Annotated in this window: 16 protein-coding genes and 1 tRNA gene; 12 read left to right on the forward strand and 5 right to left on the reverse strand. The window is 63.2% G+C overall.

Annotated features, from left to right (window positions below):
• The first annotated feature begins 122 nt into the window (after window positions 1-122).
• The 3 genes from ACZIRK_RS19960 (at window position 123) to msrB (ending at window position 2,721) form a co-directional block, all read left to right on the forward strand.
• Window positions 123-1,232 carry an ATP-dependent DNA helicase gene (locus tag ACZIRK_RS19960; RefSeq protein WP_130226008.1) on the forward strand — a complete coding sequence of 370 codons (1,110 nt, stop codon included), beginning with the start codon at window positions 123-125 and terminating at the stop codon, window positions 1,230-1,232.
• Window positions 1,233-1,473: 241 nt separating this feature from the next.
• Entirely contained in the window at window positions 1,474-2,193 is a 720-nt protein-coding gene (msrA, locus tag ACZIRK_RS19965) for a peptide-methionine (S)-S-oxide reductase MsrA (protein ID WP_130226009.1), read from the forward strand.
• 117 nt (window positions 2,194-2,310) lie between these two features.
• Window positions 2,311-2,721 carry a peptide-methionine (R)-S-oxide reductase MsrB gene (gene msrB / locus ACZIRK_RS19970; protein WP_130226010.1) on the forward strand — a complete coding sequence of 137 codons (411 nt, stop codon included), beginning with the start codon at window positions 2,311-2,313 and terminating at the stop codon, window positions 2,719-2,721.
• Window positions 2,722-2,837: 116 nt separating this feature from the next.
• On the opposite strand, the gene ACZIRK_RS19975 is transcribed toward msrB, so the two are convergent.
• Genes ACZIRK_RS19975 through ACZIRK_RS19985 form a run of 3 tightly spaced genes read right to left on the reverse strand, consistent with a single transcriptional unit; the run spans window position 2,838 to window position 5,620 of the window.
• On the reverse strand, window positions 2,838-4,367 hold the full coding sequence (locus ACZIRK_RS19975; protein WP_130226011.1) for an FAD-dependent oxidoreductase: 1,530 nt from the start codon (window positions 4,365-4,367) through the stop codon (window positions 2,838-2,840).
• A gap of 39 nt (window positions 4,368-4,406) precedes the next feature.
• Window positions 4,407-4,859 (reverse strand): GatB/YqeY domain-containing protein, encoded by a 453-nt coding sequence (locus tag ACZIRK_RS19980; protein WP_028165380.1) that lies wholly within the window; start codon window positions 4,857-4,859, stop codon window positions 4,407-4,409.
• A gap of 59 nt (window positions 4,860-4,918) precedes the next feature.
• Window positions 4,919-5,620, reverse strand: coding sequence for an alpha/beta fold hydrolase (locus ACZIRK_RS19985; RefSeq protein ID WP_130226012.1), 702 nt, complete (start codon window positions 5,618-5,620; stop codon window positions 4,919-4,921).
• 157 nt (window positions 5,621-5,777) lie between these two features.
• Here ACZIRK_RS19985 and carA point away from each other — a divergent pair, with 157 nt between their 5' ends.
• The 6 genes from carA to ACZIRK_RS20015 all read left to right on the forward strand — a co-directional run bounded on the left by carA (window position 5,778) and on the right by ACZIRK_RS20015 (window position 11,510).
• Window positions 5,778-6,968 (forward strand): glutamine-hydrolyzing carbamoyl-phosphate synthase small subunit, encoded by a 1,191-nt coding sequence (gene carA, locus ACZIRK_RS19990; protein ID WP_463328009.1) that lies wholly within the window; start codon window positions 5,778-5,780, stop codon window positions 6,966-6,968.
• A 122-nt stretch (window positions 6,969-7,090) separates the two neighbouring features.
• Window positions 7,091-7,618, forward strand: coding sequence for a cupin domain-containing protein (locus ACZIRK_RS19995; protein WP_130226014.1), 528 nt, complete (start codon window positions 7,091-7,093; stop codon window positions 7,616-7,618).
• Between the two features lie 394 nt (window positions 7,619-8,012).
• Window positions 8,013-9,470, forward strand: coding sequence for a DUF1254 domain-containing protein (locus tag ACZIRK_RS20000; RefSeq protein WP_130226015.1), 1,458 nt, complete (start codon window positions 8,013-8,015; stop codon window positions 9,468-9,470).
• 248 nt (window positions 9,471-9,718) lie between these two features.
• A complete protein-coding gene (locus ACZIRK_RS20005; protein ID WP_130226016.1) occupies window positions 9,719-10,144 on the forward strand; it encodes a YeeE/YedE family protein in 426 nt (141 codons plus the stop codon).
• An 8-nt stretch (window positions 10,145-10,152) separates the two neighbouring features.
• Window positions 10,153-10,605, forward strand: a complete 453-nt coding sequence (locus ACZIRK_RS20010; protein ID WP_130226017.1) for a DUF6691 family protein — start codon at window positions 10,153-10,155, stop codon at window positions 10,603-10,605.
• An 11-nt stretch (window positions 10,606-10,616) separates the two neighbouring features.
• Window positions 10,617-11,510 carry an MBL fold metallo-hydrolase gene (locus tag ACZIRK_RS20015; RefSeq protein WP_130226018.1) on the forward strand — a complete coding sequence of 298 codons (894 nt, stop codon included), beginning with the start codon at window positions 10,617-10,619 and terminating at the stop codon, window positions 11,508-11,510.
• A 70-nt stretch (window positions 11,511-11,580) separates the two neighbouring features.
• Here the strand turns inward: ACZIRK_RS20015 and ACZIRK_RS20020 are convergent, their stop codons facing one another.
• A complete protein-coding gene (locus tag ACZIRK_RS20020) occupies window positions 11,581-12,120 on the reverse strand; it encodes a Dps family protein (RefSeq protein WP_028165388.1) in 540 nt (179 codons plus the stop codon).
• 126 nt (window positions 12,121-12,246) lie between these two features.
• Here ACZIRK_RS20020 and ACZIRK_RS20025 point away from each other — a divergent pair, with 126 nt between their 5' ends.
• Window positions 12,247-12,945 carry a class I SAM-dependent methyltransferase gene (locus ACZIRK_RS20025; protein ID WP_130226019.1) on the forward strand — a complete coding sequence of 233 codons (699 nt, stop codon included), beginning with the start codon at window positions 12,247-12,249 and terminating at the stop codon, window positions 12,943-12,945.
• Between the two features lie 74 nt (window positions 12,946-13,019).
• A tRNA-Ala gene (locus ACZIRK_RS20030) sits at window positions 13,020-13,096 on the forward strand.
• A gap of 36 nt (window positions 13,097-13,132) precedes the next feature.
• Here ACZIRK_RS20030 and ACZIRK_RS20035 read toward each other — a convergent pair.
• Window positions 13,133-13,501, reverse strand: coding sequence for an ArsR/SmtB family transcription factor (locus ACZIRK_RS20035; protein WP_130226020.1), 369 nt, complete (start codon window positions 13,499-13,501; stop codon window positions 13,133-13,135).
• Between the two features lie 114 nt (window positions 13,502-13,615).
• Between ACZIRK_RS20035 and ACZIRK_RS20040 the strand changes: the two genes are divergently transcribed.
• Window positions 13,616-14,788 carry an MFS transporter gene (locus ACZIRK_RS20040; RefSeq protein ID WP_463328010.1) on the forward strand — a complete coding sequence of 391 codons (1,173 nt, stop codon included), beginning with the start codon at window positions 13,616-13,618 and terminating at the stop codon, window positions 14,786-14,788.
• Window positions 14,789-14,878 lie beyond the last annotated feature (90 nt).

Genomic DNA, 14,878 nt, shown 5'->3' on the forward strand with positions numbered 1-14,878 from the left:
TTGGGTATCTTTGGGTATCCTGGGGCGGCCGGCCGGCACCTTGCGCCGGCAGCCTGAATGGCTAGGTTGAGGGGCTGAGTCGGCGGGCGATCGCCCGCTTGTCCTCTCCTCCGCCGAGACCCATGACCACCTTTACGCCGCATCAGGATTCCGCGCTGAAAGCCGTCGCCGACTGGCTCAAGGCAAAACCGGGTAAGAACGGCACACCGCCGATCTTCCGCCTGTTCGGCTATGCCGGCACCGGCAAAACGACGCTGGCGCAACATATCGCCGACGGCGTCGACGGCGAGGTGAAATTCGCGGCATTCACCGGCAAGGCCGCGCTGGTCATGCGCAACAAGGGCTGCGAGAACGCCTCCACTATCCATTCGCTGATCTACCGCGCCCGCGAATCCGGCGTCGAGCAGCCGACTTTCGAATTGTGGGACGACGCGCCGGCATCGAAAGCCAAGCTGATCGTGATCGACGAATGCTCGATGGTGGACGCCGAGCTCGGCCGCGACCTGATGTCGTTCGACTGTCCACTGCTCGTGCTCGGCGATCCCGCGCAGCTTCCGCCGATCCAGGGCGCCGGCTTCTTCACCAATGCCGAGCCCGACGCGATGCTGACCGAGGTGCATCGCCAGGCGCAGGACGATCCGATCGTGCGGATGTCGATGGACATCCGCGAAGGCCGCGAGCTCGAGATCGGCCGCCATGGCGAGAGCGAGGTGGTGCCGCGCAACGAGCTCGATCCCGAGCGCGTCATGAATGCCGACCAGGTGCTGGTCGGCCGCAACAACACCCGCCGCGCCTACAACATGCGGATGCGACAGCGGCAGAACATCGAGGATCCCTTGCCGGTCGCCGGCGACAAGCTGGTCTGCCTGCGCAACAACCGCAAGAAGGGCCTGTTCAACGGCGGCCTGTGGCGGGTGAAAGCGCGCGCGCAATCGAAATCCAAGATCATCACCATGCGCGTGATGCCGGACGAGGATTTCGGCCACAAGGTCACCAAGGTCTCCGTGCGCGGCGAATGCTTCGGCGGCGCCATCGAGACCATCCCATGGGAACAGCGCAAGCCCTACGACGAATTCGACTACGGCTATGTGCTCACCGTGCACAAGTCGCAGGGCTCGCAATGGGACGACGTCGTACTGTTCGACGAAAGTTTTGCGTTCCAGGACAGCCGCGCGAGGTGGCTGTACACGGGGATCACGCGCGCGGCGAAGCGGCTCTCCGTGGTGGTGTGATCCTCTCCCCCGTCATTGCGAGCGAAGCGAAGCAATCCATTTATCCCCTTGCGGAGGCATGGATTGCTTCGTCGCTCCGCTCCTCGCAATGACGGGGCTGGTTCACAGACTCGTGTCCATCCGGCCGTAACACCCCCCTCCTCAGCCCGTATCTTCGGCATCCAGGGGAAGACCGCCCGATTTCCGAAACCCGGCTTCCGTTCTAGACTGGCTCCAGGCCCTCCCATCCAAAGAGGAAACCATGTCCAATCGCCCGTTCCGCCGCCTGTCGCTCTGCGCTGCCGCCCTCGGCGCGCTGGCCATCGCCGCACTTGCCGCAGCCCCCTCGCGGGCGGCTGAAGACGCCGTGATCATTCCCGTCCCGACGCTCGACGCAAAGGCCACCGATGGCATCCAGACCGCGGTGCTCGCGGGCGGCTGCTTCTGGGGCGTGCAGGGCGTGTTCCAGCACACCGCTGGCGTCGTCAGCGCGGTTTCCGGCTATGCCGGCGGCAACAAGGCGACCGCCGACTACAACATGGTCTCCACCGGCACGACCGGACACGCGGAATCCGTCGAGATCAAGTACAACCCGAAGCAGGTTTCCTACGGCAAGCTCCTGCAGATCTTCTTCTCGGTCGTGCACGACCCGACGCAGATGAATCGCCAGGGTCCGGACACCGGCACGCAATACCGCTCGGCGATCTTCGCCACCAGCGACGATCAGAAGAAGGTGGCGGAGGCCTATATCGCCCAGCTCAATGCCGCCAAGGTCTACAAGAAACCGATCGTGACCAAGGTCGGACCGCTCGAGGGGTTCTATCCCGCGGAGGCCTATCACCAAGACTACCTGACGCTGCACCCCAACCAACCCTATATTGCGTATAATGACATCCCGAAGGTCGAGAACCTGAAGAAGATCTTCGCGGAAAACTACATCGAGAAGCCGACACTGGTCGGCAACACCAAGGTCACGAATTAAGCGCCACAGTTTCCGTCATTGCGAGGAGCGAAGCGACGAAGCAATCCATCTCTCCACGTGCTGCGGCATGGATTGCTTCGCTTCGCTCGCAATGACGGTATAGTGAGAGGAGCCTTCATGTCCGATACCAAGACCCCAGACAAGGTCGTCAAGAGCGACGCCGAATGGCGCAAGGAATTGACGCCGATGCAATATGCGGTGCTGCGCGAGAAAGCGACCGAGCGTCCCTTCACCGGCGAATACGAGCATGAGCACCGCCAGGGCACCTATGTCTGCGCCGGCTGCGGCCAGACCTTGTTCGAATCCGATGCCAAGTTCGATTCCGGCTGCGGCTGGCCGAGCTTCACGCAGCCGGCGACGGAAGGCCATATCGACGAGGAGACCGACCACAGCCACGGCATGGTGCGCACCGAGGTGCTGTGCTCGAAATGCAGTGGCCATCTTGGCCACGTCTTCCCCGACGGCCCCGGCCCGACCGGCCTGCGCTACTGTATCAACTCGGCAGCGCTGAAGCTGCAGCCGAAGTGATCAATTCTCGTCATGCCCGGGCTTGTCCCGGCCATCCACGAAGACACTTGCTCAAGCTACAAAGACGTGGATGCCCGGGACAAGCCCGGGCATGACGGCATTGTACTGAGGTCAGGCTACGCCGCCAACGCGCCGCGCTCCATGGCGAGCTCAGCCGCGAGGCTCGCAATATCCCGATAGATTGATGCCACCGCGAGCACGCGGCCGCCTCTCTTGTAGCGCACCACGCAGTCCTTTGCGGCAATATCGCCGTCAACGTCGATCTCGTCCCATTTCTCGGCATGGCCGACATAGTTGATCGGCACGTCGTAATGCTGGCTCCAGAAGAACGGCACCGTATTGAACACTTCCCGCTGACCGAGCATGTTGCGCGCGGCAGTCTGGCCCTGGCGCTCCGCCACCACCCAGTGTTCGACGCGGATGTTCTCGCCGGAATGCGGATCCGGCCAGCGGGCGATGTCGCCCGCTGCATAAATGCCGGCGCTGCTGGTTTCGAGATAGGCATTGACGGTGACGCCGCGATCGATCGCAAGCCCGGCCTTTTCGGCCAGCGCGAGACGCGGCCGCACGCCGACGCCGATCACGACGAGATCGGCCTCGAGCACGCCGCCGCTCTGCAGGCTCGCGCGCTTGCCGTCCATCGCGGTGACGGTATCGCCGAGGTGAAAGACAACGCCGTGCTCTTCGTGCAGGCTGCGGACGAAGTCGCCCATTTCGGGCCCGAGCACGCGCTCCATCGGCCGCTGCTCCAACCCGACGACGTGGACCTCGATATCCCTCGCCCGCAACGAGGCCGCGACCTCGAGCCCGATGAAACTTGCGCCGATCACAACCGCGCGGCGCGCGCCGCTCGCTGAAGCGATGATCGCGCGGCAATCATCCAGCGAGCGCAAAAGATGAACATGGGGCTGGTCCGCGCCCGGTATCAATAGACGCACCGGCTCCGCGCCGGTCGCCAGCAACAACCGGTCATAGGGCAAGGCCTTGCCATCGGCGAGAACCACCTGGTGCGCAGCCGGATCGATCGACGCGACCTTGGTCTTGAGCCGCAGATCGATCGCGGCGTCAGAATAGAAATCGTCAGGCCGCAGCGGCAGCCAGTCCTCCGGCGCGCTGCCGGCAAGATAGTCCTTCGACAGGTTCGGCCGATCGACAGGCGCCGCGGCCTCGCCGCTCAGCATCGTGATGCTGCCGTGATAATCCTGTCGTCGCAGCATCTCGGCGGCGGCAAATCCCGCCGCGCCACCGCCCACGATCACGATGCGGCCGGGCGCATCGATCGCGCCTTTCACGCGCGGCTTGGGCTGCTCGCGCTTCTCGCGGACAAAGATGCGCTCGCCTTCGTGCTCGACCTTCCACACCGCGAGCGTGCTCAACGCCGGAGCGCGTGCAGCCTCGCCGGTGCGCAGATCGAAACAGGCGTGATGCCAGGGACAGCGGACGCTCTCGCCGACGACGAGGCCTTCCGCCAGCGGCCCGTGATAATGGCTGCAACGGGCGTCGATCGCGAAGACGTCCGACCCCGAACGCACCAGCAGCACGTCGTCATCGCCGACATGGCCGAGCAGAGTGGCGCCGGAGAAGTCGGAGGGCGCCACGCCTTGCGACAGATCGGGACCGGAGGGTTGGGCTTGCTGGTCGGCCATGATGTCCTCCGTCGGTTTGAAACTGGTCCGTTCGAAGCCCTATCCCAGCGCCGCCTTCACCAGGCCACTGGCCTTCGCGAAATCCATCTGCCCGGTGTACTTCGCCTTCAATGCGCCGATTACCTTGCCCATGTCCTTGACCCCGGCAGCATTGGTCTCGGCGATCGCGGCTGATATCGCGGCCTTCACCTCATCCTCCGACATCTGCTTCGGCAGATAGGCTGAGATCACCGCGATCTCCTCGCGCTCCTGCGCGGCGAGCTCGGCGCGGCCGCCCTTGTCGTAGAGCTCGACCGCTTCCTGGCGCTGCTTGATCATCTTCTGCAGCACGCCGAGCAATTCGGCATCAGAAAGCGGCGGCTTGCCTTGGCCGCGCGCGTCGATATCGGCGTTCTTGATGGTCGAATTGACCATGCGCAGCGTGGAGAGCTTGCGCTCCTCCTTCGCCTTCATGGCGTCCTTGACCGCGTTGTTGATGTCGTCGCGCAGCATGGCCGTGTCCCTGAATGATGAAACCTTCCATCTAGGCCGTTCGTTCCGCGAGAACAACCTCAGTTCCGCAGCCATTCGACCAGCGCGTTCGCGGTCGCCTCGGGTTGTTCCGGTTGTGGCAGATGCCCGCAATTGGGCAGGATCACGAGCTTGGCGCCGGGAATGCGGTTCGCCATCTCCACCGACAGCGAATTCGGGATGGTATGGTCCTCGTCGCCCGTCAGCACCAGGGTCGGGCACCTGATCCAGGCCAGCGTCGGCCGCGAGTCGGGGCGGCTGATCACTGCCGTCTGCTGGCGGATGAACCCCTCGACCCCGACATCGTTGCCCATGTCGTGGACGAGCTGGCGCAGGCTCGCATCCTCGCGCCGCGACGGGTGCACGAAGCCGGGAAACAGTTCATCCAATACGCTGCGGAAATCGCCGCTTTTGGCGCGGGCCATCATGCCGCGGCGGCGCTCGGAGGCCTCCGGCGTATCAGGGCGGGCCTGGGTGTTGATCAAGGCCAGCTTTGCCACCCGCGCCGGCGCCTGGCGCATGATCTCAAAGGCGATGTAGCCGCCCATCGAATGCCCGGCCAGCGCAAAGCGCGGCGGCGCTTCCGCCAGGATCCGGCGCGCGATCGCCCCCATATGATCGTCGCGGATGTGGTTGGCGACCGTGACCGGTCCGAGCCGCCACAACGCCGGCACGACAGGGACAAAGATCCGCGGCGACGAAACCAGGCCCGGGACGAGCAGGATCGGCATCGTGTTGTCCATGCGGGCTCCGAAACGGGCAATTTGGCCGGGAAACGAGGTTATGGCGGGAACCCTAGCTTAAAACCCCGGAACCGCCAGTCAAATAGGCGCAAAACCCGTGTGAATGGACGCCCTTTCGCTTTGACGCGGCAGGATGTGGGAACTATGTAAAGGGCTCATGACCACATCCGAAAACGCTTCAGCCTGGCCGGACCACAAACCGACCGCGCTCCTCGTGCTCGCCGATGGCACCGTGCTGGAAGGCTTTGGCCTCGGCGCGGAAGGCCAGGCCGTCGGCGAAGTCTGCTTCAACACCGCCATGACCGGCTATGAGGAGATTTTGACCGATCCCTCCTATGCCGGGCAGATCATCACCTTCACCTTCCCGCATATCGGCAACGTCGGCACCAACGACGAAGATATCGAGACGGTGAACATGGCGGCAACGCCGGGCGCGCGCGGGGTGATCCTCCGCACCGCCATTACCGATCCGTCGAACTACCGCGCCACCCGCCATCTCGATCAATGGCTGAAAGCGCGCGGCATCATCGGCCTGTCGGGCATCGACACCCGCGCGCTCACGGCGCTGATCCGCAGCAAGGGCATGCCGAACGCCGTCATCGCGCATTCAAAAGACGGCAGGTTCGACCTGCACGGCCTCAAGGAAGAAGCGCGGGAATGGCCCGGCCTCGAAGGCATGGACCTGGTGCCGATGGTGACCTCCGGTCAGCGCTTCACCTGGGACGAGACGCCCTGGGAATGGGACAAGGGCTACGGCCGGCAGACCACCCCTGAATTCAACGTGGTCGCTGTCGACTACGGCATCAAGCGCAACATCCTGCGTCTGCTCGCCGGCGTCGGCTGCAAGGTCACGGTGGTGCCGGCGACCACGTCGGCCGAAGACATCCTCGCGGTGAACCCGGACGGCGTGTTCTTGAGCAACGGCCCCGGCGATCCCGCCGCGACCGGCAAATATGCCGTGCCCGTCATCCAGAAGGTGATCGAGTCGGGTACGCCGACCTTCGGCATCTGCTTGGGGCATCAGATGCTCGGGCTCGCCGTCGGCGCCAAGACCAAAAAGATGCACCAGGGCCATCACGGCGCCAATCACCCGGTAAAGGACGAGACCACCGGCAAGGTCGAGATCACCTCGATGAACCACGGCTTTGCTGTGGACCAGGCGACATTGCCCGCCGGCGCAACGCAGACCCATATCTCGTTGTTCGACGGCTCCAATTGCGGCATCCAGCTCGACGGCAAGCCGGTGTTCTCCGTGCAATATCACCCGGAGGCGTCGCCCGGCCCGCGCGACTCGCATTACCTCTTCAAGCGCTTCGCCGACATGATGCGCGACAAGAAGCGGGCGTAGGAACGTAGGCGGCCGAAATGACGTTGTAGGATGGGTAGAGCGAAGCGAAACCCATCATCTGGTGGCTCACGGCAATCGCGATGGGTTTCGCTCACGCTCTACCCATCCTACGGGAGCTTCCCATGTCCGTCGTCAAGGCCGATACAACGCCGCTCACGATCGTCTTCGAGGATGACGGCCTGGTGCCGAACAATCGGCTGCCGTTCCTCGTCTACAAGGCGACCGTCGACGTCGACAACGAGCATCCGGAGAAGACTATCGAAGGGTTGTTCGGCGCCAATGGCTGGGGCGCGATGTGGCGCAACGGCGTCTACGATTACCTGCACTATCATTCGACCGTGCACGAGGTGCTCGGCGTCTCACGAGGACATGCGCGCGTACAGTTCGGCGGCGATCGCGGCAAGGTGCTGGAGATCTCCGCCGGAGACGTCGCGATCCTGCCCGCCGGCACCGGGCACCAATTGATTGCCGCGAGCGATGATTTCTGCGTGGTCGGCGCCTATCCGCCGGGACCGCCGATGGAGATCACGCGACCGACGCCCGAAAATCACGCCAAGGCGCTGAAGACGATCCCACAGGTCGCGACACCCAAGACCGATCCGGTGATGGGCGAGAATGGGCCGCTGGTGAGGTTGTGGAAGCGCGGCTGACCGTGCGGGCCAAGTGGCACCATCGCGCGTCCCCATGGGGTCAGCAGGACCGAAAGATGCGGGAAGTGCCCGCGGGGATATGCCCACGAGCGGGCACACAGCGCAACGAGCTAGCGATGGTCCGACTGGTTCACATTCACGCTTGTGCTAGATTGTACTCGTGGAGGTAGTTGAAACAGTCGTTCTTCGACATCGGACTTTATAGCATTTGATTCAATAATCTGCCCCGCGGGCGTCGTGTGGCGTCTTATGCTGCACACCCCCTGCACACCCCCTCTTGCACACCTGACATCCCTTGCCTGAACGCGAAGACTTCGAAGTCGAAGCATCCAACGATTGTAGAGGCCTGCCCCCATAAATCACGACAGCACACATCAGTTGAGGAGTAGTCGATATGTTTCGAGGAATTCTGACGCTGACTTTGTCTCTCGGCCTGGGCGCGGCGGCTGTGCCCGCTGCGCTTGCGCAACAAGCGGCGCCGGCAATCACCGAGCAGGAAGCGCACGCCATCGCGGTGGACGCCTATATTTATTTCTACCCTATCCTGTCGATGGACGTGACGCGGAAGCAATTCACCAACGGCACCACCGATTTCAAGGGACCGATGAACACGTTCGTCAACGTATCAGAATATCCGCCGGCGAATTTCAAGGGCGTGGTGCGCTCCAACTTCGACACGCTCTATTCCGTATCATGGCTCGACATGACCAAGGAGCCTGTGGTGGTCTCGGTACCCGATACCGACGGGCGCTACTACCTGCTGCCGATGCTGGACATGTGGAGCGATGTCTTTGCCTCGCCGGGGTGGCGAACGACGGGCACCAAGGCGGGCACCTTCCTGCTGACGCCTCCCGGCTGGCGACCGGATCTGCGTGACAGATTTATCGATGAGTTCAAGCTCCCGAGAGACACGCAGCGGATCGACGCACCAACGCCTTATGTCTGGGTGATCGGCCGTACCAAGACCGACGGCCCGGCAGACTACGATGCGGTTCACAAGATCCAGGCGGGTTACAAGGTCGCGCCGCTTTCAGAATTCGGCAAGACGCCCAAACCCGTCGAATTCAAGCCCGACCCAAGCGTCGACATGACGACGCCACCGAAGGTCCAGGTCGATACGATGACGGCCGGCGTGTATTTCGCCTATGCGGCCGAACTGCTGAAGCTTCACCCGCCTCATATCACCGATCAGCCGATCATCGCGCAGATGAAGAAGATCGGCATCGAGCCGGGCAAGAGCTTCGACATCGGCAGGATCGACCCTGTCCTGCAGCGCGCCTTCGAGACCGCCCCGCAGGACGCGCAGAAGCTGATGGCCTGGAAGGTGCCGACGCTTGCGCGGGTTGCCAATGGCTGGTCGATGAACACCGATACGATGGGTGTTTACGGCAACTACTATCTGAAGCGTGCCATCGTCTCGCAATTGGGGCTCGGCGCGAATCTGCCCGAGGACGCCATCTATCCGCTCAATCTCGGCGACGAAACCGGCAAGCCGCTCGACGGCGCAAGCAAGTACACCATCGCGTTCGAGAAGAATGCCGCCCCGCCGGTCAACGCGTTCTGGTCGATCACGCTGTACGATCCGGAAGGCTTCCAGGTCGGCAATGTGCTGAACCGCTTCGCAGTCAGCAGTTGGATGCCGTTCAAGTATAACGCGGACGGCTCGCTCGATCTTTACTTCCAGAACGAAAGCCCGGGCAAGGACAAGGAAGCCAATTGGCTTCCGGCGCCGAAGGGCCCCTTCAACCTGACCATGCGCCTCTACAGTCCGAAGTCCGAGGCGCTGACCGGAAAATGGAATCCTCCGCCCGTCGTCAAGACGCAGGCAACGCTGGGATTGTCGGCACAGTAAATCTCGATCGGGCGTCGGCGGCGTCTCAAGACCCACTAAAGCGGGATGACTTTTCTTCGAATCGTCATCCCGCTTTGATCTTTTTCAGAAAACCGGTGCCCACTTTTCTGGATCATGCTCTAGATTGGCTCGCGCAATCAATTGGGCGAGTTGATCAGACGGCTGGCGGATGACGGATCCGGTTCGCAGCCTCCGCACTTTCGGACGCCGCCCCCGTCTCAGTGACGGCCCATCGAGGGAGCAAGAAGATGCCGACCACCTTCACGCCGATGACCGCGCTGCTGGGCGGAGCCTTGATTGGCCTTTCCGCCGTGGCGTTGATGGCGTTCGCCGGGCGGATCGCAGGAGTGAGCGGCATCGCCGCCCGCCTGCTTCCGCCGTTCAACGATCAGGAATGGCCCGGTCGTCTCGCCTTCATTGCCGGGCTCGTCGCCGCGCCCGTCGTGGTACGGGTTGCGACCGGCAGCCTTCCGCTGCAAGCCATCGAGACCGGCGGTATCCTTTTGGCGATCGCGGGCCTTTTGGTTGGCTTCGGTTCGGTATGGGGCAGCGGCTGCACCTCCGGCCACGGCGTCTGCGGCATATCGCGGCTGTCGCTTCGATCCATTGTCGCTACACTGGTCTTCATGGCGACGGGACTTGCGACGACCTTCGTCATCCGGCATCTCGCATGAGGTCCCGCATGTCTGTTCTGATCCAGTTCGTCATCGGCCTGGCATTCGGACTCGGGCTCCTGGTCTCCGGCATGTCCAATCCGGCGAAGGTCCTGAACTTCCTCGACCTCGCGGCGATTCGCACGGGATCGTGGGATCCCAGTCTCCTGTTCGTGATGCTGGGCGCCGTCACCATCACGTTTATCGGCTTCAGGGTTGTGCTGAGGTGGCCGCGACCGGTTCTTGCGGGTGCATTCCATCTGCCAACCAAAACCGATTTCGATTTGCGCGTGATCGTCGGACCTGCGATTTTTGGGGTAGGCTGGGGTATCGCCGGTTTCTGTCCCGGTCCAGCCTTCGTGGCGCTTGGTTATGGATCGTCGGCGTCGATCCAGTTCATGATTGCCATGCTGGTCGGGATGGCCGGCGCCCGCGCGCTCGCCGACCGGCAGCCGGCGCTTGCCGGATCACTTTACGAGTAGAGGAGCAGCCCATGTCCGACATTCCTCACACCGTCGACCTCTCCGTGAAGCCCGAGGTCACCGCATTCTTCGATCCGGCGACCAACACCGTCAGCTACGTGGTCAAGGACCCCACATCGAAGGCCTGCGCCGTGATCGATTCCGTGATGGACATCGATTACGCGGCCGGCCGCATCGCCTACCAATCCGCCGACAAGATCATCGATTTCATCACGAAGCACCGCCTCAAGCCGGAATGGCTGATCGAGACCCATGTTCATGCCGACCATTTGTCGGGCGCGCCCTACATCCAGAGCAGACTCGGCGGCAAGATCGGCATCGGCGAGAAGATCACGGTCGTGCAGGAGACGTTCGGCAAGATCTTCAACGAGGGCACCGAATTCCAGCGCGACGGCAGCCAGTTCGACCGCCTGTTCAAGGACGGCGACACCTACGAGATCGGCGCGATGAAGGCCTTCGCGCTCTATACGCCCGGCCATACGCCCGCCTGCATGACGCATGTGATCGGTGACACGGCCTTCGTCGGCGACACCTTGTTCATGCCGGACGGCGGCTCGGCGCGCGCGGATTTCCCGGGCGGCAACGCCCGCGATCTCTACCGCTCGATCCACCGGATTCTGTCGCTGCCGAACGAGACCCGCCTGTTCATGTGCCACGATTACGGCCCGAACGGCCGCGAGATCCGCTGGGAGACGACGGTGGCCGAGCAGCATGCCCACAACATCCACGTCCATGACGGCATCACGGAGGACGAATTCGTCGCCACGCGCGAAGCGCGCGACAAGACGCTGCAGATGCCGAAGCTGATCATCCCCTCGCTGCAGATCAACATGAAGGGCGGCAAGCTTCCGGCGCCGGACGCCGACGGCAAGCAATATCTGAAGGTGCCAATTAACCTGTTATAAGCTCAAACGGCGGCGAGGCAGCCCGCTGCCGTTCCGCACTCTTCGTCGCCGTTGCGCACCGTCTTTGGTGCTATGCCGCATTACTGCCTTCCTGGCGGCTGGCCTCGAACAGGAACCAGGTGCGCCGCTCGGTCTCGTCGATGAAGGTCTCGAGGATGCTTGCGGTCGCAGCGTCGCCGTGCTCGTCGGCGAGGTTGCGTGCCTTCCGCATTGCGGCCGCGACGTGCTTGTTGTCTTCCATCAATTCGCGCAGCATCTCGCGCGGCGGCACGTAATCCTCGTTGTTGTCCTTGATGGTCTGCAATTTGCTGACCTGGCTGATCGATTTCAGCGTGGTCCCGCCGATCTTGCGCACCCGCTCGGCCAGTTGATCGGTGGTGGCGAAGATTGCGTCCGACTGCTCGTCCAGCATCAGGTGGTAATCGTGGAAATGCCGGCCGCTGACATGCCAGTGGAAATTCTTGGTCTTCAGGTAGAGTGCGAAGGCATCCGCGAGCAGCGTATTGAGCGCTGCCGAGACCTTCGTGACCGCCTCGTTGGGCAGGTCGGTCGGGGTATCGAGGTCGGGGGAGATTTTGTCGGATTTTGGATCAGGCTTGGCTTTGCTCACGTTGAACCTTCCTGTTAGGACACCGGACACCGGCGGCCCGAACTCCTGGTCGCCGGCCCCTCTAACGCATCATACGGATGCCGGTTCCTATGCCGGAACCCCAAGTTTTTGCCGGGCCCACTGCCGATGGATGAATGGATCGATTATTACGATTCCACGCATACGATTTATGTCAGCAAGCTGCATCGCGACCTGCATTTCCGGATCGTTGCGCGGGATATCATTGCCTATATCTCCTCGCCCGACGCCGTCGTGCTCGACTATGCCTGCGGCGAAGCGCTGTCCGCAGCAGAGGTCGCGGATGCCTGCGCCACGCTCTATCTCGCGGAGCCCGCGCCCGGCGTGCGCGGACGGCTGATCGCGCGCTTTGCGCCCAACACCAAGATCCGGGTGCGTTCGCTGGATGAGGTGCGGCAGATGGCCGAAGGCTCGGTCGATCTGGTCATCATGAATTCGGTCGCGCAATATATGACGGCGGAGGAACTGGACGCGGCATTCGCCGTCATTCGCCGCCTGCTCAAACCCTCCGGGCGCCTCATACTCGGCGATGTCCTGCGACCCGAAGTCGGCATGGGCAGGGACGTTCTCGCGCTGTTGGGTTTCGGCGCCCGCCACGGCTTCCTCAAGGATGCCCTGCTCGGGCTGATCAGCACGGCGCTGTCGGACTATCGGCAATTGCGCACACGGATCGGCCTGGAGCGTTACGGCGAGGAGCAAATGCTGAAGAAGCTCGCGGCCGCCGGCTTCAAAGCCTCCCGCGCCCCCCGCAATATCGGCCACAATCCATGGCGGATGACGTTCGTCGCGCATCGTCCCGACGCGTGATCGTGCAACGCAACCGTTAGGGTTAATCCGGGCTAAGGATGGCTAGCGCCTGCGAAATGGGCAATGATCGCCTCGGCCCGGTGGCGGAACGCGTCGACGCGGGAGCAGTGCATTGCTCTTTATCCTGGTTCAAATCCAGGCCGGGCCTCCAACCTTCGCCGCTTTGCGGCTTCCGCTCGCGAGCCAGTCAGCTCGCAGCCACCACTTCGCATTCAGGAAATTGTAGCCGGTCGGCATCCCGCGCGGCCGAGGCGATGATCACATCGAGCAAACCGGGAAAGCGCGCGTCGAGATCCGCGCGGCGCAGCCTCATATAGCGCGTGGTCCCGGCGATGCGGGTCTGCACCAGCCCCGCCTCGCGCAATTTCGCAAAGTGATAGGCGAGGTTCGACTTGCCGCTGAAGGCGTTGAAGTCGCCGCAGCGCAGCTCCGTGCTCGCGGAATCATATTTCGCCAGGTTGTAGACGATCGCGAGCCGCGTCGGATCGCTCAGGCAGTCCAACACCATCGGCAATTCAAGTTGATCCCGCGTGGGGTGCAAAGGCGTTCGGCTCATGACCCAACATAACCACGCGGGTTTGCTGTCGCAATGTTCAATTATCATTGAACCAATTGACATTCGTCACCGCTCGCTCGATAGTTCAATAAACCTTGAACATCGGGGACCATCATGAGCGTGTTCTGGCTGGCGCTTGCCGCCTTTGCGATCGGCACTGAAGCCTTTGTGATTGCTGGTCTTTTGCCAGGGATCGCCAGCGACGTTCAGATCTCGGTCGCGGCCGCCGGCCAACTGGTGACGGCCTATGCCCTTGCCTACGCGATCGGCTCACCGATCCTGGCCGTCGCCTTCAACAATTTCGACCGCCGGAACGTACTTGCGCTGGCGCTTTCCTGCTTCATCGCGGGCAATCTGGTGGCCGTATTCGCTCCCGGGTTTCCGCTACTGCTGGCCTCGCGCGTGCTGATGGCGCTTGGCGCCGGCCTGTGCATGCCAACGGCGCTCGGCGTTGCGGTTGCCGTTGCCTCGCCCGAACGGCGTGCCCGGGCGGTTGCGCTGGTCACCTCAGGCATCACGGTCGCAACCGTGGTCGGTGTTCCCCTGGGCACCCTGATCGGGCATCAGTTCGGCTGGCGCGCGACCTTTGTCATGGTGGCGATCCTTGGCGCCATCGCACTGGCTGGCCTGCTGTTCGGCTTGCCGCGTGGCCTGCCGAGCAGCACCGCAACGCTCGGCGAGCGGCTCGCGGTGGCGCGGCACGGCGCCGTGCTCCATGCGCTCGGCACCACCGTGCTGTGGGCGCTCGGCGGCTTCACCGTCTTCACCTATCTCTCGGTCCCACTGCAAAAGCTCGGCTTCGACGCCTCGGATATCAGCCTGACGCTGCTGGTGTTCGGCTCGGCCGCCGCGATCGGCAACATGCTCGGCGGCACGCTGGCGGATCGATTTGGCACAACGCCGACCTCGGCGCTCGGACTTGCCGGCATGTCGATGGCGCTGATTCTGCTGTCGGTCACGCTGAAGACCGCCGCTCCCGAATCGGCGCGCTACATCGTGCTTCTGCTGGTATTTTGCTGGGCGATCTCGGGATGGGCGTTCTATCCCGCCCAGATCGCCAGCATCATCCGGATCGAGCCGCAGGCCGCGATGATCGCGGTCTCGCTGAACGCCTCCAGCATGTATCTCGGTTTCGCCCTCGGCGGGGCGGCCGGGGGCGCGGTGCTCTCGGCGCTCGGGCCGACCGACCTCGGCTGGGTCGGCGGTGCCAGCGTCGCTGCGGCACTTGCCGTGCTGTGGCGACGCGCCCGGCAGGAACGGCTCAGACTCTACAAAATTGCCGGTTGACGGGGACTTTTTCGGGGTTTCGCACGCCAAAAATCTGGTCTAAAGACCAGCCGCGCGCGAGGGCATCCCTCACGCTGTGGCGATAGGGAC

The sequence above is a fragment of the Bradyrhizobium sp. Leo114 genome (assembly GCF_055229415.2).

Coding starts and splice junctions, on each gene's coding strand:
- ACZIRK_RS20025 (WP_130226019.1), top strand. CDS start 12,247: ATGGATGAATGGATCGATTATTACGATTCCACGCATACGATTTATGTC.
- msrB (WP_130226010.1), top strand. CDS start 2,311: ATGTCCGATACCAAGACCCCAGACAAGGTCGTCAAGAGCGACGCCGAA.
- msrA (WP_130226009.1), top strand. CDS start 1,474: ATGTCCAATCGCCCGTTCCGCCGCCTGTCGCTCTGCGCTGCCGCCCTC.
- ACZIRK_RS19985 (WP_130226012.1), bottom strand. CDS start 5,620: ATGGACAACACGATGCCGATCCTGCTCGTCCCGGGCCTGGTTTCGTCG.
- ACZIRK_RS19995 (WP_130226014.1), top strand. CDS start 7,091: ATGTCCGTCGTCAAGGCCGATACAACGCCGCTCACGATCGTCTTCGAG.
- ACZIRK_RS19980 (WP_028165380.1), bottom strand. CDS start 4,859: ATGCTGCGCGACGACATCAACAACGCGGTCAAGGACGCCATGAAGGCG.
- ACZIRK_RS20005 (WP_130226016.1), top strand. CDS start 9,719: ATGCCGACCACCTTCACGCCGATGACCGCGCTGCTGGGCGGAGCCTTG.
- carA (WP_463328009.1), top strand. CDS start 5,778: ATGACCACATCCGAAAACGCTTCAGCCTGGCCGGACCACAAACCGACC.
- ACZIRK_RS19960 (WP_130226008.1), top strand. CDS start 123: ATGACCACCTTTACGCCGCATCAGGATTCCGCGCTGAAAGCCGTCGCC.
- ACZIRK_RS20010 (WP_130226017.1), top strand. CDS start 10,153: ATGTCTGTTCTGATCCAGTTCGTCATCGGCCTGGCATTCGGACTCGGG.
- ACZIRK_RS20035 (WP_130226020.1), bottom strand. CDS start 13,501: ATGAGCCGAACGCCTTTGCACCCCACGCGGGATCAACTTGAATTGCCG.
- ACZIRK_RS19975 (WP_130226011.1), bottom strand. CDS start 4,367: ATGGCCGACCAGCAAGCCCAACCCTCCGGTCCCGATCTGTCGCAAGGC.
- ACZIRK_RS20040 (WP_463328010.1), top strand. CDS start 13,616: ATGAGCGTGTTCTGGCTGGCGCTTGCCGCCTTTGCGATCGGCACTGAA.
- ACZIRK_RS20000 (WP_130226015.1), top strand. CDS start 8,013: ATGTTTCGAGGAATTCTGACGCTGACTTTGTCTCTCGGCCTGGGCGCG.
- ACZIRK_RS20015 (WP_130226018.1), top strand. CDS start 10,617: ATGTCCGACATTCCTCACACCGTCGACCTCTCCGTGAAGCCCGAGGTC.